This window comes from Serratia sp. TSA_130.1 (assembly GCF_052691795.1).
Genome location: NZ_JBQZFS010000007.1, coordinates 146,183 through 169,357, shown reverse-complemented (window position 1 = coordinate 169,357; position 23,175 = coordinate 146,183). Strand labels below are relative to the sequence as shown.

At 56.6% G+C, this 23,175-nt stretch carries 18 protein-coding genes; 7 read left to right on the top strand and 11 right to left on the bottom strand.

Going from position 1 to position 23,175, the window contains the following annotated elements; genetic code table 11:
* Positions 1-48 precede the first annotated feature (48 nt).
* Together ACUTQY_RS21060 and ACUTQY_RS21055 are read left to right on the top strand one after the other, a co-directional pair.
* Positions 49-681, top strand: coding sequence for a response regulator transcription factor (locus tag ACUTQY_RS21060; RefSeq protein ID WP_033644079.1), 633 nt, complete (start codon positions 49-51; stop codon positions 679-681).
* A complete protein-coding gene (locus ACUTQY_RS21055; protein WP_033644080.1) occupies positions 678-2,459 on the top strand; it encodes a hybrid sensor histidine kinase/response regulator in 1,782 nt (593 codons plus the stop codon). Before ACUTQY_RS21060 ends, ACUTQY_RS21055 begins: the two co-directional genes overlap by 4 nt.
* 97 nt (positions 2,460-2,556) lie before the next feature.
* On the opposite strand, the gene ACUTQY_RS21050 is transcribed toward ACUTQY_RS21055, so the two are convergent.
* The 3 genes from ACUTQY_RS21050 to ACUTQY_RS21040 all read right to left on the bottom strand — a co-directional run bounded on the left by ACUTQY_RS21050 (position 2,557) and on the right by ACUTQY_RS21040 (position 6,295).
* Positions 2,557-2,751 carry a hypothetical protein gene (locus ACUTQY_RS21050; protein ID WP_127897174.1) on the bottom strand — a complete coding sequence of 65 codons (195 nt, stop codon included), beginning with the start codon at positions 2,749-2,751 and terminating at the stop codon, positions 2,557-2,559.
* A gap of 159 nt (positions 2,752-2,910) precedes the next feature.
* Complete coding sequence (locus ACUTQY_RS21045; RefSeq protein ID WP_046687645.1) at positions 2,911-5,025, bottom strand: peptidase domain-containing ABC transporter; 2,115 nt, start codon at positions 5,023-5,025, stop codon at positions 2,911-2,913.
* Positions 5,018-6,295 carry an HlyD family secretion protein gene (locus ACUTQY_RS21040; RefSeq protein WP_033644082.1) on the bottom strand — a complete coding sequence of 426 codons (1,278 nt, stop codon included), beginning with the start codon at positions 6,293-6,295 and terminating at the stop codon, positions 5,018-5,020. The genes ACUTQY_RS21045 and ACUTQY_RS21040 overlap by 8 nt, the downstream gene beginning before the upstream one ends.
* Before the next feature lie 320 nt (positions 6,296-6,615).
* Here ACUTQY_RS21040 and ACUTQY_RS21035 point away from each other — a divergent pair, with 320 nt between their 5' ends.
* The gene (locus ACUTQY_RS21035; protein ID WP_079007635.1) at positions 6,616-6,933 is read left to right on the top strand and encodes a hypothetical protein; all 318 of its coding nucleotides are present in this window, start codon (positions 6,616-6,618) and stop codon (positions 6,931-6,933) included.
* Positions 6,934-7,010: 77 nt separating this feature from the next.
* Here ACUTQY_RS21035 and ACUTQY_RS21030 read toward each other — a convergent pair whose 3' ends face one another.
* From ACUTQY_RS21030 to guaB, 4 genes are all read right to left on the bottom strand, one after another.
* Positions 7,011-8,636, bottom strand: coding sequence for a cholesterol oxidase substrate-binding domain-containing protein (locus tag ACUTQY_RS21030; protein WP_046687646.1), 1,626 nt, complete (start codon positions 8,634-8,636; stop codon positions 7,011-7,013).
* Positions 8,637-8,764: 128 nt separating this feature from the next.
* Positions 8,765-9,568, bottom strand: a complete 804-nt coding sequence (locus ACUTQY_RS21025; RefSeq protein ID WP_033644341.1) for a helix-turn-helix domain-containing protein — start codon at positions 9,566-9,568, stop codon at positions 8,765-8,767.
* A gap of 1,098 nt (positions 9,569-10,666) precedes the next feature.
* The gene (gene guaA, locus ACUTQY_RS21020) at positions 10,667-12,244 is read right to left on the bottom strand and encodes a glutamine-hydrolyzing GMP synthase (protein WP_021504498.1); all 1,578 of its coding nucleotides are present in this window, start codon (positions 12,242-12,244) and stop codon (positions 10,667-10,669) included.
* 103 nt (positions 12,245-12,347) lie between these two features.
* A complete protein-coding gene (gene guaB / locus ACUTQY_RS21015; protein ID WP_004941460.1) occupies positions 12,348-13,811 on the bottom strand; it encodes an IMP dehydrogenase in 1,464 nt (487 codons plus the stop codon).
* A gap of 170 nt (positions 13,812-13,981) precedes the next feature.
* On the opposite strand from guaB, the gene xseA reads away from it, so the two are divergent.
* Positions 13,982-15,358 carry an exodeoxyribonuclease VII large subunit gene (gene xseA / locus ACUTQY_RS21010; RefSeq protein WP_033644342.1) on the top strand — a complete coding sequence of 459 codons (1,377 nt, stop codon included), beginning with the start codon at positions 13,982-13,984 and terminating at the stop codon, positions 15,356-15,358.
* Between the two features lie 3 nt (positions 15,359-15,361).
* On the opposite strand, the gene ACUTQY_RS21005 is transcribed toward xseA, so the two are convergent.
* Both ACUTQY_RS21005 and ACUTQY_RS21000 read right to left on the bottom strand, forming a co-directional pair.
* On the bottom strand, positions 15,362-17,728 hold the full coding sequence (locus tag ACUTQY_RS21005) for a glycoside hydrolase family 31 protein (protein ID WP_046687647.1): 2,367 nt from the start codon (positions 17,726-17,728) through the stop codon (positions 15,362-15,364).
* An 11-nt stretch (positions 17,729-17,739) separates the two neighbouring features.
* Complete coding sequence (locus tag ACUTQY_RS21000) at positions 17,740-19,050, bottom strand: MFS transporter (RefSeq protein ID WP_033644086.1); 1,311 nt, start codon at positions 19,048-19,050, stop codon at positions 17,740-17,742.
* A 359-nt stretch (positions 19,051-19,409) separates the two neighbouring features.
* Between ACUTQY_RS21000 and ACUTQY_RS20995 the strand changes: the two genes are divergently transcribed.
* The 3 genes from ACUTQY_RS20995 to ACUTQY_RS20985 all read left to right on the top strand — a co-directional run bounded on the left by ACUTQY_RS20995 (position 19,410) and on the right by ACUTQY_RS20985 (position 21,909).
* A complete protein-coding gene (locus ACUTQY_RS20995; protein WP_033651630.1) occupies positions 19,410-20,480 on the top strand; it encodes a LacI family DNA-binding transcriptional regulator in 1,071 nt (356 codons plus the stop codon).
* A 62-nt stretch (positions 20,481-20,542) separates the two neighbouring features.
* Positions 20,543-21,568: a M4 family metallopeptidase gene (locus ACUTQY_RS20990; protein ID WP_046687648.1), complete on the top strand. Its 1,026-nt coding sequence runs from the start codon at positions 20,543-20,545 to the stop codon at positions 21,566-21,568.
* Entirely contained in the window at positions 21,568-21,909 is a 342-nt protein-coding gene (locus ACUTQY_RS20985) for a protealysin inhibitor emfourin (protein ID WP_016929750.1), read from the top strand. Before ACUTQY_RS20990 ends, ACUTQY_RS20985 begins: the two co-directional genes overlap by 1 nt.
* A 4-nt stretch (positions 21,910-21,913) precedes the next feature.
* Here the strand turns inward: ACUTQY_RS20985 and ACUTQY_RS20980 are convergent, their stop codons facing one another.
* Together ACUTQY_RS20980 and ACUTQY_RS20975 are read right to left on the bottom strand one after the other, a co-directional pair.
* Entirely contained in the window at positions 21,914-22,135 is a 222-nt protein-coding gene (locus ACUTQY_RS20980; RefSeq protein WP_046687649.1) for a zinc ribbon domain-containing protein, read from the bottom strand.
* A gap of 13 nt (positions 22,136-22,148) precedes the next feature.
* Positions 22,149-23,105 (bottom strand): AEC family transporter, encoded by a 957-nt coding sequence (locus tag ACUTQY_RS20975; RefSeq protein WP_033651565.1) that lies wholly within the window; start codon positions 23,103-23,105, stop codon positions 22,149-22,151.
* Positions 23,106-23,175 lie beyond the last annotated feature (70 nt).

The window sequence follows — 23,175 nt, the reverse complement described above, 5'->3', positions numbered from 1 at the left end:
AATAACTCATCAGACCTATCTGATATTTGAAGGCGAAAGGAGAATCCTTTGGGGCAGGATTATGCGTTGGTCGTTGATGACCATCCATTGGTAGCAAGCGGCATCGCTAATTTTCTCAGCACGCATTGCCGATTCAAACAGGCGCATGTGGTGACCACAGAAGAGAATTGCTACCGTCATATTAGGGAAAATGGCCCGCCGCGTTTACTGGTGATCGATTTTTGGCTCTCTTCCGGTACGGCGTTGAAATTACTCAAAGAAGTAAAGCAACTTTATCCTCAGGTGCGGATCTTGGTGGTTAGCGGCGACGAGAATAACGATATCTGGCAGAAAGTGCACACTGCCGGCGGGCATGGGTTTGTATTAAAAAACGAACCTCCTGAATTATTCGCCAAGGCGGTCTTTGCGCTGAACGATAATCAGGAATGGTTTCCTGACGGGAATGAATTCGCCGTTAAAAGCAACCACGAGCATTTAAAAAAATTTAATTTAACCCCACGACAAATTGACGTATTAAATATGATGATGCGCGGCCTGCCCAATAAAAGGATCGCCGCGCAGCTGTCTATTTCCGAACCCACCGTCAAAGAACACATCAGCAATATTTTGAAAAAGATCGGCGTCAACAGCCGGGTCGAAGCCATTACGCTGTTGCACGGCAAACGGGAGCCGTCGCAATGAGGTTTTTCCAGAATTTACAAAATGATGGCATCTCACCACGCGCGCAGATCCGCCTGCTGGACAACACCTTCATGCGATTGGTGTTCAGCTTTACCGCCGTACCTTTCGTCGGCATCCCTTTCGCCATCTGGATTTATTTGCTGGGGGATGAACTTGGCCCAACCATTGCCTGGATCATGGTTTACCTGCTATGCGCCGTGGCGATCAGAATATGGCATCGGCGCTACCTGCGCGAGGCCAAAGAAAATGATGAAGACACCGTGCTGCGCCGCTGGCTGCCGCGCATTAATAAGGTGGCCTTTATTCACGGGCTGGGGATCTCCTCACTCTATTTAATTACCCCGCAGACCCATAACTTTGACTTTTTCCTGCTGCTCAATATCAGCATCGCCGCGATCGTCGCCGCCAACGCAACGCATCTTACGCCCGTCATCAGCACCTTTACGCGTTTTTTCTTCGCCTCCTGGGGGCTGCTGAACCTCGGTATCATTTGGCGGCTGGAAGACGTGATGTTCATCGTGCTGATGCTGAACTTGCTGTACGGCTTCGCCATTTATCGCCACGCGTTAACCTCACATGCGTTCTTTATTCAGCAAGCGCTGCTCGAAGAGCAAAGTTCGCGCCTGGCGGAGCAGTTCCGCCAGGCCAAAGAAGAGGCGGAACAGGCGCTGTTGGACAAGAACCAGTTCCTGACCACCGCCAGCCATGATCTGCGCCAACCGGTGCACGCCATGGGTTTTCTGATCGAAGCCATCATCCACAAAAACCGGGACGACAGCCTGACGCCGCAGCTGCTGGATCTGCAGCAGAGCGTGCGCTCAGTGCATCTGATGTTCAATTCGCTGCTTGATCTCAGCAAGATCGAATCCGGCAACGTGCGCACCGCCGCCACCCATGTGGATATCGGCGCACTGCTCGACTCAGTGATCACCCTGTTCCGCGAAGAGGCCAACAGCCGCTCGCTTGCGCTGCGCACCTGGCGGCCCAGGCGGCGCATCAGCGTGATGGGCGATCCGCTGCTGGTGCGGCAATCGCTGATCAATCTGATCCAAAATGCCCTGCGCTACACGCAACGGGGCGGCGTACTGATCGCCATCCGCCCGCGCGGCGCCGAGTGCCTGGTGGAAGTGTGGGATACCGGCGTAGGCATCGCCGACGAAGAGAAAAGCAAAATCTTCTCCCCTTACTACCGCCCCGAGCTGGCGTGGAAGATAGACAGCGCCGGGCACGGGCTGGGGTTGGCAGTGGTAGCGCGCTGCGCCAAGCTGATGAAGGTGAAGTACGGCATGCACTCCGTCGAGGGCAAAGGCTCGCGCTTCTGGATGCGCTTTGCGCAATACCTCGGCGAAGACAAAGCGCCGGAGAGCGCGGCGACGTACGACAACACCGCCACGCCCACCCGCTACGCGCCGCTGCGGGGATCCTGCCTGGTGGTGGACGACGATCCTTTGGTGACCTCCGCCTGGGAAAGCCTGATGAGCACCTGGGGCATCACCGTGCGCTGCGCGGCCTCCGCCGAGGAAGCCTTCGCCATCGTCGACGACGGCTTTACGCCGTTCGCCGTGCTGTGCGATCAACGCCTGCGCTCCGGCGAGAGCGGTTTCGACATCCTCAAAGCGTTGTTCGAACGCCTGCCGGACGTGAGTGGCGCCATGGTCAGCGGCGAGTTCAATTCGCAAGTTCTGCAAGAGGCCGAGCAGGAAGGCTATCTGGTGCTGCGCAAGCCGCTGGAACCGGCCAGGCTGCATGCGCTGTTGACGCAGTGGGGGGCAAGTTAACTACACAGATGGCGCAGGTTATCCGCCAGCAATAAGACAGGCTCAATGAATAAAACATTAAGCCTGCCGCATTTTACGTGGCGTTATCTAAATACGATTAATCGCATTTAGGCGGTTCTGGTTTGCAGACCGGCGGCTCAGGTTTACATACCGGCGGTTTTGGCGTGCAACCGCCCCAGGCATTATTCCACGCGTTTCCCCAGCTGTTAACAACCTTGCCGATAATAGCCAGACCCAGGCCAATCGTTGCGCCGTTCACCTGCTGAACTTCTGTTGAGTTTAATTCTCTCATTTTTCATCTCCATTCACTAAAAAGAATCAATTAAAAAAGACTGCTTTTTATGAACCGTCGGTTCACGCTTTAGGTATAAGGTGCTCGATAAATTAACTCAATAACGAAAATCTTAATTAAAGATGAAATAAATATAAAATTTTATATTTCATCAAACAATTACGCCATTGCATTTACAGGCTGCAAAGTAATTACCCGATCTGCCGATGCAATCGTCGATGGCCGATGAGCAATGATAACGCGGGTCATTTTCAACGAGGATATGGCTTCGTTCACCCTTTTTTCATTGTCCAGATCCAAATGACTGGTGGCTTCGTCCATAAACAGAATACTGGGCCTTCGATATAACGCGCGGGCGATAAGCACCCGCTGTTTTTGCCCGCCGGAAAGGCTCCCCCCCAATTCGCCCACCAACGTTTCATATCCCATCGGCATTTTCATAATATCGTCGTGAATATTGCAATGCTTGGCGCATTCAACGATAAATTCCGTATCGGGATGAGCATCAAAACTGCATATGTTCTCGGCAATTGAACCGGCAAGCAGTTTATCTTCTTGCAATACACATGCGATGCACTCCCGATAATTATTAATGCCGATATCATGAATGTTAATGCCGTTGATAAACAAACGCCCTTCCGTCGGTTCCAACAGCCCGCACATCAGCTTCATCAACGTGGTTTTGCCGACGCCTGAAGGCCCGACGATCGCCACGCTTTCTCCCGCCGCGATCTGCAGGCTGAGTCCGGGGATCACTGGGCGCGAAAGGCTATCATATTGATAAAGCAGATCGCGCACTTCAAAAGTCACCGCCTCGTTGGAATTGCATATCTTGCGATAGGGCTTTTCTTCCTCTGTCGTAGAAAGCACGATGTCCGCCAGCCTTTCATTATGCAAATTCAGCATTCGCAGCCGAATGACCATATCGATAAGATTTGACGCGCGATCGGAGAATTGCCCCCGATAGGCATTAAAAGCGACAAACATGCCTAATGTCATTTGACTGTCGATCACTAAAGACGCGCCCAACCACAAGATAACGATTTGATCGCAGGCCGCAAGAAACGCATTCACGCCGCCAAAGAACATATCGAGCTTCGTCACCCGAATATTGGCGTTTGCCGTATCGATATTTAAATTTAACCAGAATTGCGAACGCGTTCCCGCCAACCCCAACGACTTCAGCGTCGCGATGCTGTACAGCGTCTCCATAAAATGTGAGCTGGCTTTCGCCGACTTCACCAATTGCTCCTCGGACGCTTGCCGATAATAGCGATAGGTCGAAAGGCGCAGCAGAACATATAAGACCGTAAAGCCGGAGGCTACCCACACCAGCCAGCCACCGTACATGAACATCATGATAAATACACCGACCGACATGATGCCATCAATGATGCTGGAAACGATACTGGTGGTAAACGTGGTGCGAATGGCGTCCAACGAGCCAAAGCGCGATTGAATATCACCCAGCTTGCGCTTTTCAAAATAGGCAAGCGGGAGCTTCATCAGATGATCAAACAGCCCTGATTTCCACTGTATATCGATCAGCGCGCCCATCACGATGGAGATCCACGAGCGAAACATCGAAACGCAGGTGCGGAACAAGATAAAAAACAGTAAACCGACGCAAATAATGACCAATAAATTATGGTCGCCGGCCTGGATGACGTGGTCCATCACCAACTGAGTCCCGACGGGCATCAGCAGGTTGACGGCCTCAATGACCAGCGACAGAGCGAAAATTTTTACCAGCGCGCTTTTAAGACCGGTGACATTGCTGAGCAGTTTCCTAAAGTGCAGGCGATTTTTCTGCACCACAGGCGTGAATTCACTGCTTGGCCATACCTCTAAAGCGATTCCGGTAAAATGAAGGGAAAACTCCTGCAGGCCGATAACCCGGCGGCCAAATGCCGGATCGTGCAGGGTTATCCGCCCACCGCGAATGTTGACCAGGACCACAAAGTGATTCATATCCCAGTGCAATATGCAGGGCCTTTTCACCTGGTGAATCTCATCCAGGCTCAAGGATAGAGCCCGCGTTTTCAAATTGAGATTCTCGGCGATCGCGATCAGCGAGCTCAGGGTGGCGCCGCGGGCCGAGATATCAAACTTCTGGCGCATCGACAGCATATCGATGTGCATGCCGTAATAGCCGCACACCATCGCTAAACTGGCCAGCCCGCATTCGGCGGCCTCCGTTTGCAAGACCTGCGGCACTTTTCTTCTGAGCGACAGGTTCAGCTTGCCAACGATATTCTCATAAACTTTATTCACGAAGTGGCCCCGACACACTGTTTTTCATGTCATAAAATGGCGCGAACATCCATTGGTAGATGGGTCTTTTCTCCAGGAAAAGCGTGGCTTGCGCCTTCATGCCGCTTGAAAGGTTCAGCTTCTTTCCCTGATAGCCGAATTGCGTGTTATCGATAGCCACCAGCACTTTGTAGTACGACTCAACCAGTTCAGCCGATTGTCGAGTTGGCGAACTGCTGTAAGTGGACATTTCCTGAATCGATGCGGGAACATAAGCGATGCTTTCGATCACGCCGGGAAACTGACCAAATTTTTCATACGGGAAGGCGTCATAGCGAACGTTGATGTGATCGCCTCGGCTCACGTAAGGCACGCTGCTGTTGGGCAACCATAAAACCAAATAATAGATGGCATGATTACTGGGGATTAATTGCGCCAGGCTGTCTCCCGTATTGACCATTTGCCCAGGCGTCACGCTGAGCGATTCAACGCGCCCGTCCGCCGGCGCATTGACAATCAACGAGCCGCTGGCGTCCGCTTCGGCCAGCTGCCGCAGGAGATCATTGCGCTGAAATTGATATTGTGAGATTTGATTATCGAAATCGGACGCTCTTGTCGCGAGATCGCTATTCAGGTTAGTTATCTGCAAAGACTCTTGAATGCTTTGGTTATAGAGACTGTGGAACGTACTCTGCTGCTGATAGTAGAGGTAAACCTGGTTATTCAGCTGATCCCGATTAATGAGCCCCTTACTGCGATACTCATCGTAATTTTTCATGGTTTCGCGCATGAAGTTAACGCCGTTGCGTGAATTCTCGACCATCTGTTTGGACTGGCTGTGCGCCAGTTTATATTGGTCAATCTGCGCTTGCAGATTGACCAGGGTCGTTTTCTTGTTCGCCTCCAATTTGGCGATGATGCTATCGACCTGCGCCAGTTGATTTTCTATCGCCTGCCGCGTGCTTGCGCTGACGGTGCCGGAATCCGTCACCCTGCTGACGTCTATCTGATAAAGATGCTGCCCTTTTTTTACCTGATCGCCCACATTGACAAAGCGTTGTGCAATGAATCCCTGCTGAGTAGCAAATATATTGACCGATCTTGGCAGCGTCGTGACCTCTCCGCCCACGCTGATACGCCGGGTATAACCGCCATAGGTCACGAAAATGATCAGCACAGAAACGAATGAAAGTGAAATGCCCGCGATGACCCAGGCCGGCAACCCTGCAATTAACAATGCTTTTCCTGCCCATTTAGAACGACTGTGCGATAAGGCCTCTTCCCTAAACAAATTCTGACCTCTCCATATATAACGACACCGTTCATTTTTATCTTTTCCCTGGCCCAACACGGCGCTTATTTAGATTTAGTCTTTGTTGGCAAAACCCACAAGTAATAATAATCTTAAAAAAACACAAAACTGCTGAAACGTCACAAAAAGTGCGACCCTAATATTAGCGACGGCGTTATGAGTTGCATATTTCAACGCCGACCTCTTTAATCTAAGCGTATTCTCATCAAGCCGTCATTCACAGAGGCTGCGAGAATTAAGCGGCGAAACGCTTTACGTTTCGTTCCTGAGGTATAGGGATAAAGTTGAAAGGATTTACTATGAAAGAGCTAAATACTGCAGAGATCGAAATCGTTTCTGGTGCGGGGATTATTTCCGATACGGCAAGCTTTGTATCAGGATTTGCCGGCGATGTTATCATTGATACCGTAAAATTGGCCAATGATGCGCTTAATACCCGATTGATCTCTTCCGTAGGCCAAGGGTTCAACGCGATCGGTTTTGGCTTGGGCGCCGTTCATAATGTCGCGGACTCGCTTGGCTATGCAGCATTTAAAAGCGTTGCAGCCGTAGGCTCCCTGCTGGGCGGGGATGCAAGCCGTATCGAATATCATTACGAGAAAGAATGGGGTGCTTGAAAACAAGCGGCTCCCTCTGAAAGGTTAATGATGCTAACCACCTGCCCAATCAGGTGGTTATTTCAATTACGCACTCACTAACTCTTCTGTTTGAAAACCGCTTTGGTCAATGGAGAGGAGAACACGTTGTGCGGATCGTACTTATTCAGCACGTTGCAGGCATGATTCCAACTGTCATTGTTCCCTGCCCCGGCATTAAAGCTGCGCGGAATGTTTTCTTCGAGTACGGTTTTATCCTGCCACGCGGCCTGTGACGTATAACCCCAGCCTTTACTCCACTCTACGCGAACCGTCGCATAGTCGCCCGCATAGTGGCTAAAAATCCATTTTTCCATTTCACTGTAGAATTTATTGGCATCCGGCGTATCGGGCATGGTCAGAATATCCAACCAGATCGCGACATCCCATTCCGGATGGAATTCAACGGGACGAATAGCCGAAAGATCGGGAGCAATGGCATTGGCCACCGCGCTCTCTTTTGCACTGTCCAATCCGGTGACGCGAATTTCAATCGGGCCATTCATCGGAAATGAATTCTTGCGCTGGTAATCGGCCACCATGTCTTCATATTTTTTTGTGAAATCGTGCAATACGTTTTGAATATTGCTCCGCTTCGTGATTATCGCGTAACCATTGGCCGTCACGCGCAGCGTTGTCGGCTTCACATACAACAGCAGATCCTTGCTCCACCCCCACAGATCCGCCGACACGGTGGCCCCTAAACCAATGCTGACCAACTCCATCTGCGCCTTGCCGAGTGTCGGGGTCAGCTCCGGGTGGCCATTATTGATTTTTTTAATGATATCGGAAATTTTAACCGGCAAATTATCCGAGAACGGATAGTTAAATGGACCATTAACCGGTTTTGACACTTTTGGGAAGCTGTCTTCTTGCTTCCACACTTTCAGCCATGGTTTTTCCGTGAACGGGAACCAGATGACTTCAACGCGCCCGCACAGATCCAAGAAATGGCTGAAGGTATTTTTTGTCGTGCTCGCAGTGGAAAAAAGATCCGCCGCAGTGACATTAACATAACTTTGACAGCGTAAACGCCGGTTGCGCGGCACCTGCAGCGTCACTTCGCTGATAAAAGCCCGGCCGACATGCACCAGGAATGCCGAGCTCTCCGCATTATCACGCGTAAACTCCTTTAATTCATACTTCGACCGCGCCTGATCCCAGACGACAGCTTTTAGCGACACCACGCTATTGCTCACGGAACCAAAGCTGGCAAACTCAGCCAGAGGCTCATCTTTTGCCGGGATGCAGGTTCCATGGCCGCCGATGGCGAGCACGCCGCCCAGGGTCAGATCGCCAGGCGCCGGCGTCGCGTAAAAGCCGAGTTTCTTTTTTTCTAATTCAGTGAGCAAAGCCTGCATTGTCACCCCCGTTTGCGCGGTGACGTATCCATGCTCTCCCACTTTATTGATTGAGATGTTTTTGAATTTCCTGGTGAGGTCGATCAGCACGACATTGCTGTTATCCTCCCCGTTTGCAATAACGAGCGGGGACCAGTTGTGCTTGATGCCAACCGGACGCACGCAATATTTATTCTCATGCGCCCAGTTAATTACGGCCAAGAGCTCATCCGTATTTTGTGGATAGCAGGTCAGAATATGATTGCCGGAGATTTCTTTTGACCAATTAACAAAATTGACATACTCATAGCCCACAGGGAACGTGTTCAAACTAGAACCAGTCATAACTGACTTCCTTTTAAAATTAAAATAGATAGAGATAAAAACGGCAACAGCCCGAGCGCTAATTAATCACCCTGATAAGCACCTCCTTTTCCTTGGGATAATCCCTCTGTTTTACTGCCCGAAGAGCGTCAAGACTTGCCAATATAAATCAACACCTTGACGTTAATTTCCGCGTATTGAAAATTCTTTTCTTTATGCAACTCAATTAAAAAGCCGTTTCTTATTCGCACGCCAAGCAAAGGAAGATAGGCGTCATAGATGCTGTCAAAAAAAACCAGATATTCGTTCAACCTGCCGTTAAACTCGAACAATAAATACTGCCCTCTTATCAACGTCAGATTGCGTGTCTCGTAGTACCCTTTGCTGAGCGTTACTTCCCAACCGGATGAAGCCAACTTTACCGTGCGCATTGACGTATCGGTATTTTTCCCTGTGCGGCTGCCGTATTTCTGTCGTTCCTCTCCTCCAGAGCTGGAAGCATTCATCGAATGATAGAGAAAAAACTTATATCCCTTAAGCAGGTATATGTTCTTGGGCATTTCGATAAAATGATATGCTGACGGATTTTGTATTAAAAAGGGAGGGAGATGTTTGGAAAAGTCCCATTCCTGGCTCGTTCTAAAGTCCTTTGGGCTTTCACCGAAAAAGCGTTGAAAGGCGCGGCTAAAAGCCTGCTGGGAGCTAAAGCCGATAGCAGTAGCCACTTCCAATACTTTTAAATCAGACTGTTTGAGCATGACGGCAGACTTGCTCAGACGCCTATTTCTGATATACGTCGCTATTTTCATTCCCGTATAACGCTGAAACATTCTTTGCAAGTGCCATTTCGAATAACCAGACAAATCCGATAACTTTTCTATCGAGAGATCATGCTGTATATTCATCTCGATCAAATTAACTAGCTCGACCACGATACTATGCTGGTAACTCATAATGACATCCATGCCCTAACAAAACCCACCCTCAGACAACCTGCTCATTGGGCTTTTATCCATTAAAATGAAAAACAAAGCGCTGCCGCAATCATGCAATTAGGATTAGAATGTGAAAAACGATGAACCTTTTATAATTGATTGACAAAGAGATACTTCTTTTTGGGTAGACATCCTCCTTGTGACGTTATTGGTATAATTCTTATAAAGCTTTTCCCTGGTGAAGGCTTTTCCTGTCTCTTTCATCTTGACCAATATCCATCCTGACGTTGTGCAACTAAGCAGTCAAAAGAAAGCATATCCTGGCATCCGTTGATAAATCGTTTGCCTCCCTCTCGGCGGTGCATTTTAATACCCTTACATTTAGAGTAGCCTATGTAGATAGCTTAGAAAATATCAAATGCCAGATAATTACACAGTTCGCACTTTATGTTACGACAATAATTAAAAGACAAGAAAAATCATATAATTAGAATTTCAACTCCAAGCAATGAATGCCGATAAAACGTAGGAATCGCCCTTGAGAAGGGTTATTAAATACAATAAAACCGCTGATTTCCTCAATAAAAACAGAAGGAAAGATTTATAAAATAAGAAATAGACTAATTCATCGCATCCTTCTGATATATTTATTCGTCAGACCAAGTCTTTCAGAAAAATCCCATAAAAGGGCGCACGGAGTCCTTTTATTTTCGCAGAGGATTAATTAGCTACGCCATCGCCCGATGCCGATGAGTCGACGCGCCTCAATACGGCAATTCATTATGCCGCGGCCCGGCGGATACGGTGAATAAAGCCCCGTTATCCGACGACATCATCGCACCGGCGAAGTGCGCGTGGTTGCAGAATACCGTTCTGCGGATAGGCGCAAAGCCGAGATGGGAAACGCAGCGCCTCAGGAAATGAGCCGTAAGCAAAGCGCAGGCGGCTCCGTGCGGGCTGTCCTCTCCATTCACGCCTCTCTCAACCCAGCCCTCTTGCGGATCGGAGGCCGTCTACGGCACAGGGCGCCAAACATCGGGCATAAAAAAACCCGCCGTTAAGCGGGTTTGGTTCTCATGTGCGGTTCACTGACGCCAGCCTACGCCGGACGCGGGATTACTCCCACTCGATCGTCGCCGGCGGCTTGCCGCTGATGTCGTACACCACGCGGGAGATGCCGTCCACTTCGTTGATGATGCGGTTGGACACGCGGCCGAGGAAGTCATACGGCAGATGCGCCCAGTGCGCGGTCATGAAGTCGATGGTTTCCACCGCACGCAGGGAGACCACCCAGTCGTATTTGCGGCCGTCGCCCATCACGCCGACCGAGCGCACCGGCAGGAACACGGTGAACGCCTGGCTGACTTTGTTGTACAGATCGGCTTTGTGCAGCTCTTCGATGAAGATGGCGTCGGCGCGGCGCAGCAGATCGCAGTACTCTTTCTTCACTTCGCCCAGCACGCGCACGCCCAGACCCGGGCCCGGGAACGGGTGACGGTACAGCATGTCGTACGGCAGGCCCAGTTCCAGGCCAATTTTGCGCACTTCGTCTTTGAACAGCTCTTTCAGCGGCTCGACCAGGCCCAGCTTCATCTCTTTCGGCAGGCCGCCCACGTTGTGGTGCGACTTGATCACGTGCGCTTTGCCGGTGGCGGAAGCGGCGGATTCAATTACGTCCGGATAGATGGTGCCCTGCGCCAGCCATTTCACCTGCTCTTGCTTGCAGGCTTCTTCGTCGAACACTTCAACGAACACGCGGCCGATGATTTTACGCTTGGCTTCCGGCTCGTCGACGCCCGCCAGCGCGGTCAGGAAGCGGTTTTCCGCCTCGACGTGCACGATGTTCAGGCCGAAGTGGTCGCCGAACATTTCCATCACCTGCTTGGCTTCGTTCAAGCGCAGCAGGCCGTTGTCGACGAACACGCAGGTCAGGCGCTTGCCGATGGCACGGTGCAGCAGCATCGCGGTCACGGAGGAGTCAACGCCGCCGGACAGGCCGAGGATCACGTGGTCTTCACCCACCTGCTCGCGGATGCGCTCAACCGCATCTTCGATGATGGTCGCCGGCGTCCACAGGGCCTCACACTGGCAGATGTCCAGTACGAAGCGCTCCAGCATGCGCTGGCCCTGACGGGTGTGGGTCACTTCCGGGTGGAACTGCACGCCGTAGAAGCGTTTTTCTTCGTTGGCCATAATGGCGAACGGGCAGGTATCGGTGCTGGCGACGGTCACGAAGTCGGACGGGATCGCGGTCACTTTGTCGCCGTGGCTCATCCACACGTCCAGCAGCGGTTTGCCGGCCGGGCTGATGGCGTCTTCGATGTCGCGCAGCAGCGCGCTCTCGTTGACGATTTCCACCTGCGCGTAGCCGAACTCGCGTTCGTTGGAGCCCTGCACATGGCCACCCAGCTGCATCGCCATGGTCTGCATGCCGTAGCACACGCCCAGCACCGGCACGCCGGCGTTGAACACGTAGTCAGGGGCGCGCGGGCTGCCGGCTTCGGTGGTGCTTTCCGGGCCGCCGGACAGGATGATGCCGCTTGGGTTGAATTCGCGGATCTGCTCTTCGCTAACGTCCCAGGCCCACAGTTCGCAGTAAACGCCGATTTCGCGCACGCGGCGGGCGACCAGTTGGGTGTATTGCGAACCGAAGTCCAGTATGAGGATGCGATGCTTATGGATATTTTGTGTCATGTGAGGCGAATTCCAGCAACAAGAGAAAAAGAGCGAAAATGTATGTTTTCGGGATGGGGCTTAGCGCCCCACCCCGGCCTCTCACTCAGGAGAGGTTAAGGCATCAGCCCATGCGGTAGTTCGGCGACTCTTTGGTGATGGTCACGTCGTGCACGTGGCTTTCCTGAATGCCGGCGCCGCTGATGCGCACGAACTCCGCCTTGGTGCGCAGATCGTCGATGGTGGCGCAGCCGGTCAGGCCCATGCAGGAGCGCAGGCCGCCCATCTGCTGGTGCACGATGGCTTTCAGCATGCCTTTATAGGCCACGCGGCCTTCGATACCTTCCGGCACCAGTTTGTCGGCGGCGTTATCGGTCTGGAAGTAACGGTCGGAAGAGCCTTTGGACATCGCGCCCAGCGAGCCCATGCCGCGGTAAGATTTGAACGAGCGCCCCTGATACAGCTCGATTTCGCCCGGAGATTCTTCGGTACCCGCCAGCATGGAGCCGACCATCACGCAAGAGGCGCCCGCGGCGATCGCTTTGGCGATATCGCCGGAGAAGCGGATGCCGCCGTCGGCGATAACCGGAATACCGGTGCCTTCCAGCGCTTCCACCGCGTCGGCGATGGCGGTGATCTGCGGTACGCCTACGCCGGTCACGATGCGGGTGGTACAGATGGAGCCAGGGCCGATACCCACTTTCACCGCGCTCACGCCGGCTTCAGCCAGCGCTTTGGCGCCCGCCGCGGTCGCGACGTTGCCGCCGACGATCTGCAGATCCGGGTATTTGGCGCGGGTTTCGCGGATGCGCTGCAACACGCCTTCGGAGTGGCCGTGCGAGGAGTCGATCAGCAGAACGTCAACGCCTGCCGCCACCAGCGCATCAACGCGCTCTTCGTTGCCGGCGCCGGCGCCGACCGCCGCGCCCACGCGCAGACGGCCGTGCTCGTCTTTACAGGCGTTCGGCTTACGTTCCGCTTTCTGGAAGTCTTTAACGGTGATCATGCCCAGCAGGTGGAAGCTGTCGTCCACCACCAGCGCTTTTTCTACGCGCTTTTCGTGCATCTTCTGCAGCACCACGTCGCGCGCTTCACCTTCTTTCACGGTGACCAGGCGATCTTTCGGCGTCATCACCGCAGTCACCGGCTGAGTCAGATCGGTCACGAAGCGCACGTCGCGGCCGGTAATGATGCCGACCAGCTCGTTGTCTTCGGTGACGACCGGATAACCGGCGAAGCCGTTGCGCGCGGTCAGCTCTTTCACTTCCTGCAGCGTGGTGGCCGGGGTAACGGTCTGCGGGTCGGTGACTACGCCGCTTTCATGTTTTTTCACGCGGCTGACTTCTTCAGCCTGGCGCTCGATGGACATGTTTTTGTGGATGAAGCCCAGGCCGCCTTCCTGCGCCAGCGCGATGGCCAGGCCGGATTCGGTAACGGTATCCATGGCTGCGGACAGCATAGGGATGTTCAGGCGGATGGTTTTGGTCAGTTGAGTGCCGAGCTCTGCGGTGTTAGGCAGAACCGTGGAGTGGGCTGGAACCAGGAGGACGTCGTCAAACGTCAGAGCTTCTTTAGCGATACGTAGCATGGGCAATATCTCACCAGGGTGGGCTGTGAAAAAGATAAAATATTGCCGCGGCATTATACAGAGCGGAATCGGTTGCCTCCAGCACTTTCTTACAAAAAGTCTTGATTACCTTTTTCAGCCATGTAGTATCGACCAATTAAGTGATTGTTTTGAAATTTGATCTGGGTCACATGTCGCTACCTGTTTCGCCTTCCATTTTTACCGTAAGCCGCCTGAATCAGACGGTTCGCCAACTGCTGGAAATGGAAATGGGGCAGATTTGGCTCTCCGCCGAGATCTCCAACCTCTCCCAGCCCGCCTCCGGCCACTGGTATTTCACCCTGAAAGACGACCGCGCCCAGGTGCGCTGCGCGATGTTCCGCAACAGCAATCGCCGCGTCACCTTCCGGCCGCAAAACGGCCAGCAGGTCTTGGTGCGCGCCAGCATCACGCTGTATGAACCGCGCGGCGACTACCAGCTGATCGCCGAAAGCATGCAGCCCGCCGGCGACGGCCTGCTGCAGCAACAGTTCGAGCAGTTGAAACAACGTCTGAGCGCCGAAGGGCTGTTCGATCAGCAGTTCAAGCAGCCGCTGCCCGCGCCGGCCAAACGCGTCGGGGTGATCACCTCCGCCAGCGGCGCGGCGCTGCACGATATCCTGCAGGTGTTGCAGCGGCGCGATCCGTCGCTGCCGATCGTCATCTACCCCACCTCGGTGCAGGGCGCGGAAGCGCCGATGCAGATCGTGCGCGCCATCGAGACCGCCAACCGCCGCGATGAATGCGACGTGCTGATCGTCGGCCGCGGCGGCGGTTCGCTGGAGGATCTGTGGAGCTTCAACGACGAACGCGTGGCGCGGGCGATCTTCGCCAGCCGCATTCCGATCGTCAGCGCCGTCGGCCATGAAACCGACGTCACCATCGCCGACTTCGTCGCCGACCTGCGGGCGCCGACCCCTTCCGCCGCCGCCGAACTGGTGAGCCGCAATCAGCTCGAGCTGTTGCGCCAGCTGCAGTCGCAGCAGCAGCGGCTGGAGATGGCGATGGATTACTACCTGGCGCAGCGTCAGCAGCAGTTCACCCGCATTCATCACCGTTTACAGCAGCAGCATCCGCATCTGCGCCTGGCGCGCCAGCAGACGCTGCTGTTCAAGCTGCAGCGCCGAATGGAAGACGGCATGCAGCAGCAGCTGCGCCTGGCCGCCCGCCGCAGCGAACGCGTCCAGCAGCGGCTGGCGCAGGTGCAGCCGCAGGGCCGCATTCACCGCTACCAACAGCGCGTGCAGCAGCAGGAATACCGTCTGCAGCAGGCGATGGAGCGCCAGCTCAACGCCTACCGCCAGCGTTTCGGCGTGGCGTGCAGCCAGCTGGAGACCGTCAGCCCGCTGGCGACGCTGGCGCGCGGCTACAGCGTGACGCAAACTCCGCGCGGCGAGCTGCTGAAAACCACCAAGCAGGCGCAGGTCGGCGAGCTGCTGAAAACCCGCCTGCAGGATGGCTGGGTGGAAAGCGAGGTGAAAACCATCACCGTCGCCAAAAAGCCGCGCAAGAAGCGCGCGGCCGAGTAAGCCCTACTCCAGCGTAAAACGCTCGCCGGGTTCACCGTTCACCCACAGCGCGCGCGTTTCGCCTTCCGGCAGGCTGAGCGTCAGCGTGCGCCAGGCCGGGCGGAAATGCCCTTCCGTCGTGATATCCAGCATGATGCGCTGAGGGTCGCAGCGCATTTCCCAGCGCAGCCACAGCGCCTCGCCCTGCCGCCAGCCGTCGCTTTCGCCGTCGTCCTCAAACAGCAGCCCGCCGCTCGCCCCGCCGCCCTTGATCGGAAACAGCCGCAGCTCGCGCCGATCGTCGGCGGCCACGTCCACATGCGCCAACCGCTGCGACAGCGGCAGCGCCGCCCCGGCGCGCACCAGCAGCGGCAGACGCTCCAACGGCGCCGCCAGCGTCACCGTCTGGCCGCCGCCGAACCACTGGCCGCTGTAGAAGCAGTACCAGCCTTCGCCGTTATCCGGCAGATACACCGAACGGCGACGTTGCCCCGGCTCCACCACGCTGGCCACCAGCAGATCGCGGCCAATCAGAAAATCGTCGTTTTCGCCAAAGGTGCGCGCATCCTGTTCGTGATCGAGAAAAGTCGGGCGCAGCATCGGCTCGTCGTCGGCGCAGGCCTGCCACAGCAGCGTGTAGAAATACGGCAGCAGCCGGTAACGCAGGTTGATCGCCTCGCGCACCGCCGGGGTAGCGGCCGGGTACATCCAGGGTTCGTTGACCGTGGCGTCGTCATTCCAGGAGTGGATGGTGAAACGCGGGTGCATCACGCCGTTTTGTACCCAGCGCACCAGCAGCTCCGCGTCCGGTTTGTCACCGGAGAAGCCACCGACGTCGTGGCCGAGGTTATACAACCCGGACAGGCTCATGCCCAACCCCATGCGAATGTTGTAGCGCAGCGTCTGCCAGCTGGTGCGATTATCGCCGCTCCAGGTCTGCACGTAGCGCTGCATGCCGGCGCAGCCGGAGCGCGAGATCAGGTACGGCCGCCGCTGCGGCGCAAAGCGCAACTGGGCCTCCATCGAGGCGCGCATCATCAGCAGCGGCATCACCGGGCGGAGATGTTTGATGGCGATCGGCCGTCCAAAGCCGTGGCAGCGCGCTTCGCCGTCCCACACTTCGTACTCGTTGTTGTCGTTCCAGGTCGAATCGATGCCCATCTCCAGCAGCTGCTGTGTGACGCCCTGCTGCCACCATCGCACCGTCGCCGGATTGGTGAAGTCGAGGTGCGATCCTTCGTCGTCCCAGAAGCTGGAGCGTTCCGGCGCGTCGCTTTGCGAATCGCGGATAAACAGCCCCTGCGCCGCCACCTCTTGATACTGCGGATGATCCTGCAGCAGGCACGGCTTGATGTTGGCCGCCAGCTTGAGGCCGGCGTCGTGAAACGCCTGGCTGAGCAGCCTGGGCTGCGGCACCTTGTCATAGTTCCAGTTAAACACGTAGCGTTTGTTGTTGATCGAGGTGTAGCCCGACGACAGCTGGAAAGAGTCGCAGGGGATGGCATGTTGACGGCACAGCGCAATGAACTGTTGCAGCTGCTGCTGGGCGTCCGGCGCGTCGGTGTAGTGCATGGTCGAACCGCTGTAGCCCAGGCTCCACTTCGGCCCGAAGTGGGTGCGGCCGGTCAGGCGCACGAACGCCTTGGTGACATCCAAAACCTTCGGCCCGAGGAACAGGTAGTAATCCAGATCGCCCGCTTCGGCCTGATAGCGGCGGTAGGCCGTATGGTAGTTGTCGATCTCGTTGCCCAGATCCAGCCAGCAGCTGCTCAGGTTGTCGTAGAACAGGCCGAAGCTCGCCTCCGGCCCGCGGGTGATGGTAAACGGAATGTGCTTGTACAGCGGATCGGTGCTGGCGGCGTTGTAGCCCATCGCGTCCAGATTGCGCATCTCGAAGCGGCGGCCGGTGCGTTCCAGATCGCCGGCCTTCTCCCCCAGGCCGTAATAGCGCTCATCGGCGAAACGCCGCTGGTAATGCGCCACGCCGTCGCCGTGCGCGTTGAGCAGGTAGGCGCTGGTCGGCCGATCCGCCGCCAGCGGCCGCCACTCGCCGGCGGCATTGCAATACTCCCACGCCAGCCACAGCGGCTGATGCACCGTCACGCGCAGCAGCGGCGTGCTGACCACCAGCCGATCGCCCTCCCGGCGCAGCTGATAGCCCGGCAGGCTGAAACCAGCGACGCTGAGCCGATCGCGCCCCTCCCAAGGCACATCCTCCTGCGGCGCAATGCTCCAGGTGCGATCCAGCGCCAGCTCGCCCTCACGTTTGATCAACACGCGGAACAGACCGTCTTCCAGCACGTACAGGCAGAAACGGTGGCGTTCATCGACCAGCAGCTCGACGTGGTCGGCATGCTGCGCCGCCAGCGTCCAATTTTTCAACGTTTTCATACATATTCCACTTAGCTGTGTGAAGGGGTTTTCTTACCGCCGCGCTCGGCGATCAGGGCGATCAAGAACAGGGCGCCGATCAAATCGAAGAAGCCCATCGCGATAAACAGCGGGTTGAAACCGAGGGTGTCGGATACCGCGCCGATCAGGAGCGTGAACAGGAAGCTGGCGATCCAGGCGCTGGAGCCGCGCATGCCGTTGACCGTCGCCATTTGGTTTTTATCGAACGATTCCACCACCAGGGCGCTGAGCATGCAGGAGATCACCTGATGGCCGAATCCGCCGATCGAGATCAGCGCGATCGCCACATAGGGATCTTGGGTGATCGCCACGAACGCCAGCGACACCATCAGGAAAGCGCCGGTCACCGAGCTGGCGACCACCGAGTTGACGCGGCTGCAGCCGAACCATTTGCGGTATAGGGTGGTGAGATAGCCGCTGGCGACGCTGCCGATATCCGCCGCCAGGAACGGCAGCCAGGCGAACATCGCGATCTGCTTCAGATCCATGCCGCGTTCGGTGGCCAAGTACAGCGGCACCCAGAAACTGAAGACCGCCCAGGCCGGCTCGGCGAGAAAGGCCGGGATGGCGATGCCATAGAATTTCTTGTTCTTGCACAGGCTGGTCAGTGAAGTGAAGAACGGCAGCTTCGGCAGCACCGGCTCGTTGTCTTCACGGATCAGATCCAGCTCTTGTTGGCTGAGGTTCGGGTGCTGCTGGGGCGAGTGGTAGAACAGCCACCACAGCACTACCCAGATCAGCGCCAGCCCGCCCGAGAACAGGAACGCGCCCTGCCAGCCGAAGGAGACGTGGGCGATGACGATGATCGGCGGCGCCAGCATGGCGCCGATGGAGAAACCGACGCCCGCCCAACCGGCGGCGATCGGACGCTCCTTCTTCGGGAACCAGTCGGAGATCGCCTTGGCGTTGGCCGGAGTGGCCGCCGCCTCCGCGCCCCCCATGAAGAAGCGCAAAATGGCCAGTTGCAACCAGCTGCCGGCACCGGCGTGCAGCATACACACCACCGCCCAAATGCCCGCGCAGATCAGAAAACCCATCTTCAGGCCGATGACGTCGATCAGCCAGCCGCAGATCGGCTGAAATACCGTATAGGCCAACTGGAACGACGCCACCACCCAGGCATATTGCTCGGTGCTCATGTTCAGGCTGGTTTTCAGTTCCGGCGCCAGAATGCCCAGCGAGTTGCGGGTAATGTAGTTGACCGTGACGCCCAACAAGAACAGCGCCAGCATCCACCAGCGTAGCGATTTGAACTTGCGCCGGCCGCTCTGCGCGACCGTCTGATTGATCTCCACACTCATCGGTTCTCTCCCCGCGGCCGCCCATGACAGCGACGCGCGCATTGGTAGGGTACGTTGCGCTATCAAAAGGGGACGGTGAACACAGGCCAACGCCCGCATAACGGACCGGCAGTCCATCACAACCCCATGATTTATTTTTTGTTTTCTTCTTTGCACACCGTTAAAATTGGACTGACAAGTCGTTAAAATTGGTGTACCAATGCAGACTACTCAGCGATCACGCACAGCGAAACGGGGTTTTTTGCAAAGATTTTCACAGGCGGGTGAAAAAATAGTCATAATGGCCGCAGGATCCAGTCAAAGTGCTGAAAAGCCGCAGTGAAAATATTCTCATGGACGAATTTGAAGGAGATCACAAAATGAACGGAAAGCTGAAAATCCAGGAGATCGCCCGCCAAACCGGGCTGTCGATCAGCACCGTTTCCCGCGTGCTGGCGGGCAAGGCCAACACCAGCGCCGAAGCGCGCCGCAAGGTGCTGGAATGCGCGCAGCAAAACGGCATTCTACAGGGCATTTCCAGCGGCCGACTGATGTTGAACAATGTGATGGTGTTCGCGCCGCAGCGCGCGTTCGACGTGCGCACCGATATCTTCTACTACAAGGTCATTCAGGGCATCGCCGCCGCACTGATGCAGCACGAGGTGCGCATCCGTTACTGCGGCCTGGAAGAGCAGCACAGCGACGGCGCGCTGTTTCTGGAAAAAATGAGCGATCCGCACACCGAAGCGGCGCTGATCATCGGCATCGACGACGAACACATCCATACCCTGGCGGCCGATCTGCCCAAGCCCTGCGTGCTGATCAACTGCACCGATCGGCAGATGCGGCTGGACAGCGTCTCGCCGGATCATCAGCTGATCGGCGACTATTCCGCCAGCTATCTGTTCCAGCAGGGGCACAGCCATATTCTCAACCTGCAGTGTCTGCGCCGCCACACCATGGAGCTGCGGCTGGCGGGCATCCGGCAGGCCTACGCGCGGCATCATCTGCCGTTCGACGACGGCCGCCATCTGGTGACCACTTCCGGCTTCGGCAGCGAAGAGGCCGAACAGGCGCTGAGCACCTACCTGAACCGCGCCCCGCTGCCGACGGCGATCCTGGCCGGCGGCGACTACATGGCGGTCGGGGCGGTCAAGGCGCTCAACAAGCTGGGGCTGAGCGTACCGGGCGACGTATCGGTGATGAGCACCGATGGCTTCAACCTGGCGGAAATACACGACGTGCCGCTGACCTCGGTACAGGTGCCGCGCGATGAGCTGGGCTACGAGGCGATCCAGCTGCTGCAGCGGCGCATGCTGCGCGCCGACGCGCCGCCGTGCAACCTGCTGCTACATGGCCGGTTGGCGGTACGCGCCTCGGTGCGGCGCATAAGTCCCCACAAGACCACCCCGGCGGTGAGCACGCATAACCACAGGCTTTATGACGAGTAGACTACACTTAGGCTCAGTGCATTCATTCGATGAGGTAAATTTTTTGCCTAAGGAGAGCCACTATGCCAGCCCAGCGCATGCGTTCCGTCATTCCTCCCTACATGCTGCGCCGCATTATTGAACACGGTAACGCCCCGCAGCGCGACTGCGCGCTGCACACCCTGAACCACGTGCAAAGCCTGCTCGGCAACAAGCCGCTGCGTTCACCGACCGAGAAAAACGCCCGAGCCGGCGAAGCGCTCCGCGATATCTACGACGCCCAGAACGGCACCCAACTGCCCGGCAAACAGGTGCGCAAGGAGGGCCAGCCCAGCAACCACGACGTGGCGGTGGACGAGGCCTACGACTATCTCGGCGTCACCTACGATTTCTTCTGGCAGGCCTACCGGCGCAATTCGCTGGATAATAAAGGGCTGCCGCTGGTCGGCAGCGTGCACTACGGCAAGGAGTACCAGAACGCTTTCTGGAACGGCCAGCAGATGGTGTTCGGAGACGGCGACGGCGAGATCTTCAACCGTTTCACCATCGCCATCGACGTGGTCGGCCATGAGCTGACGCACGGCGTGACCGAGAGCGAAGCCGGGCTGATCTACTACCAGCAGTCCGGCGCGCTCAACGAATCGCTGTCTGACGTGTTCGGTTCGTTGGTCAAGCAATTCCACCTGCAGCAAACCGCCGATAAAGCCGACTGGCTGATCGGCGCCGGTCTGCTCGCCAAGGGCATCAAAGGCAAAGGGCTGCGCTCGATGTCAGCGCCCGGCACCGCCTACGACGACCCGCTGCTGGGCAAAGACCCGCAGCCTGCCAGCATGAAGGATTACATCCAGACCAAGGAAGACAACGGCGGCGTGCACCTCAACTCCGGCATTCCCAACCGCGCGTTCTACCTGGCGGCAACCGCGCTGGGCGGCTTCGCCTGGGAAAAAGCCGGCTACGTCTGGTATGACACGGTGTGCGACAAAGCGCTGCCGCAAAACGCCGACTTCGCCACCTTCGCCCGCGCCACGGTGAAACACGCGCAGGCGCGTTTCGATCAAAGCGTGGCGGACAAGGTGCAACAGGCCTGGCATCAGGTGGGGGTGGAGTAATGAAACCGCTGCCGACGCTCAATCAGGATACGGTCATTGAGCTGGCGCGCGAGGGAGGCTTCGCCTACATTCCCAAACTGGCGGGCCAGCGCCGCATTGCGCTGGCCGATATCACGCCGGAGCAACGGCAGCGCCTGAATCAGTTGCTGAATCAGACGCTGCCGTACGCCCAGGAAGAGGGCCAACCCAACTCCCCCGGCTGCGGCGACCAGCGCTACTACCGCGTACAGATCAACTACACCAGCCCCACCCTGAGCACCGAGATCGTGCTGTTAATCCCGGAAAGCAGCGCGCCGCAGGCGCTGGTGGATCTGTGGAAAACCGGCCAGGTGGATGAGTGAGGGCTTACAGCGGCTGATAGCTGAAATTCACCCGTTTTTTGGAGATCAGCCCGTGCCCGTTCTGGCACAGGTAATCCACCGCCCCGCAGGCCTTCAACTCTTGCAGCGGCTGCCCGCACTCCGGGCAGCTCGCCAGCTGCCGATAATCGCGCTGACAGGTTGCACAATGGTAGTGACCCGCTACCCAATTCATGGTCTGACGACAGTGCGGACAATGCGCATCCATAACGGCTCCCAGGTTAAATCGCGCCCCATGAGCGCAAGAAATAGATCCCCAACGCGGTGGTGAAGAACGACCCGACGGTGGTGATAGCGATAATGTTGGCCGCCAGCGTGGCGTTGCCGCCCATAGCGCGCGTCATCACATAGCTGCCCGAAGCGGTCGGCGTGGCGGAAAACAGGAAGATAATGCCCAGCGCCGCCCCCTGAAACCCGCACAGCCAGCCGGCCAGCGTCATCAGGAACGGCACCAGAAACAGCTTGGCCGCCGACGACAGCGCCGCCACGTTGGACGAGCGGAACATGGCGCGGAAATCCAGGCTGGCGCCGGTGCACAGCAGCGCCAACGGCAGCGACAGCGCGGAGATATAGCTGCCGGTTTGGCGGATCACGGTCGGGATACCCAGCCCGGTTTGCGCATACAGCAGCCCGCACACCAGGCCGATGATCAGCGGATTGGTGACAATGCTGCGCAGCAGCGACAGGTGGCTGATTTTCTTGCCCTGCCCGCCCTGCAGGCTGCGCGTGAGGGTGATGACCGACAGTATGTTGAACAGGATCACGGTCACCGTCAGGTACAGCGAGGCGAGCGCAATACCTTCGCTGCCGTAGGCGGTCATGGCGTAGGCCAGACCGACGATGGCGGTGTTGGCGCGAAACCCGCCCTGCACGAATACCCCGCGCTCACGCGGTTCTTTCACCACCCACCTGGCCGCCAGCTCCAGCAGCAGGAAGGTCGCCAGCGTGCCGACCGCGCCGAACAGCACCAGCGGCAGATTGCCGAGCAGCTGCGGATGGTTGGTAGCGATGCTGAAAAACAGCAGGCACGGCAGCGCCAGATTGAACACCAGGCGGGTCGCGCCGTCGACGAAGCGGTCATCCATCAGGCGCCAATGGCGCAACAGGATCCCCAGCAGCATCATCAGCAGATTCGGCACGGTGACGTCGAACGCAAAACTCCAGGTTTCCCAGGACATGGTGTTCCTTCAGACAGGCGAGGTAATCTTCAGATAATAAAACGATTTCGGGCCAATAAAAAAGGGGCGC

Excerpts from the sequence above, each read along its gene's own strand:
- ACUTQY_RS21055 (WP_033644080.1), top strand. The coding sequence starts at position 678 with ATGAGGTTTTTCCAGAATTTACAAAATGATGGCATCTCACCACGCGCG.
- ACUTQY_RS21050 (WP_127897174.1), bottom strand. The coding sequence starts at position 2,751 with ATGAGAGAATTAAACTCAACAGAAGTTCAGCAGGTGAACGGCGCAACG.
- ACUTQY_RS21035 (WP_079007635.1), top strand. The coding sequence starts at position 6,616 with ATGAAAGAGCTAAATACTGCAGAGATCGAAATCGTTTCTGGTGCGGGG.
- ACUTQY_RS21030 (WP_046687646.1), bottom strand. The coding sequence starts at position 8,636 with ATGACTGGTTCTAGTTTGAACACGTTCCCTGTGGGCTATGAGTATGTC.
- ACUTQY_RS21025 (WP_033644341.1), bottom strand. The coding sequence starts at position 9,568 with ATGAGTTACCAGCATAGTATCGTGGTCGAGCTAGTTAATTTGATCGAG.
- guaA (WP_021504498.1), bottom strand. The coding sequence starts at position 12,244 with ATGACACAAAATATCCATAAGCATCGCATCCTCATACTGGACTTCGGT.
- guaB (WP_004941460.1), bottom strand. The coding sequence starts at position 13,811 with ATGCTACGTATCGCTAAAGAAGCTCTGACGTTTGACGACGTCCTCCTG.
- xseA (WP_033644342.1), top strand. The coding sequence starts at position 13,982 with ATGTCGCTACCTGTTTCGCCTTCCATTTTTACCGTAAGCCGCCTGAAT.
- ACUTQY_RS21005 (WP_046687647.1), bottom strand. The coding sequence starts at position 17,728 with ATGAAAACGTTGAAAAATTGGACGCTGGCGGCGCAGCATGCCGACCAC.
- ACUTQY_RS21000 (WP_033644086.1), bottom strand. The coding sequence starts at position 19,050 with ATGAGTGTGGAGATCAATCAGACGGTCGCGCAGAGCGGCCGGCGCAAG.
- ACUTQY_RS20995 (WP_033651630.1), top strand. The coding sequence starts at position 19,410 with ATGAACGGAAAGCTGAAAATCCAGGAGATCGCCCGCCAAACCGGGCTG.
- ACUTQY_RS20990 (WP_046687648.1), top strand. The coding sequence starts at position 20,543 with ATGCCAGCCCAGCGCATGCGTTCCGTCATTCCTCCCTACATGCTGCGC.
- ACUTQY_RS20985 (WP_016929750.1), top strand. The coding sequence starts at position 21,568 with ATGAAACCGCTGCCGACGCTCAATCAGGATACGGTCATTGAGCTGGCG.
- ACUTQY_RS20980 (WP_046687649.1), bottom strand. The coding sequence starts at position 22,135 with ATGGATGCGCATTGTCCGCACTGTCGTCAGACCATGAATTGGGTAGCG.
- ACUTQY_RS20975 (WP_033651565.1), bottom strand. The coding sequence starts at position 23,105 with ATGTCCTGGGAAACCTGGAGTTTTGCGTTCGACGTCACCGTGCCGAAT.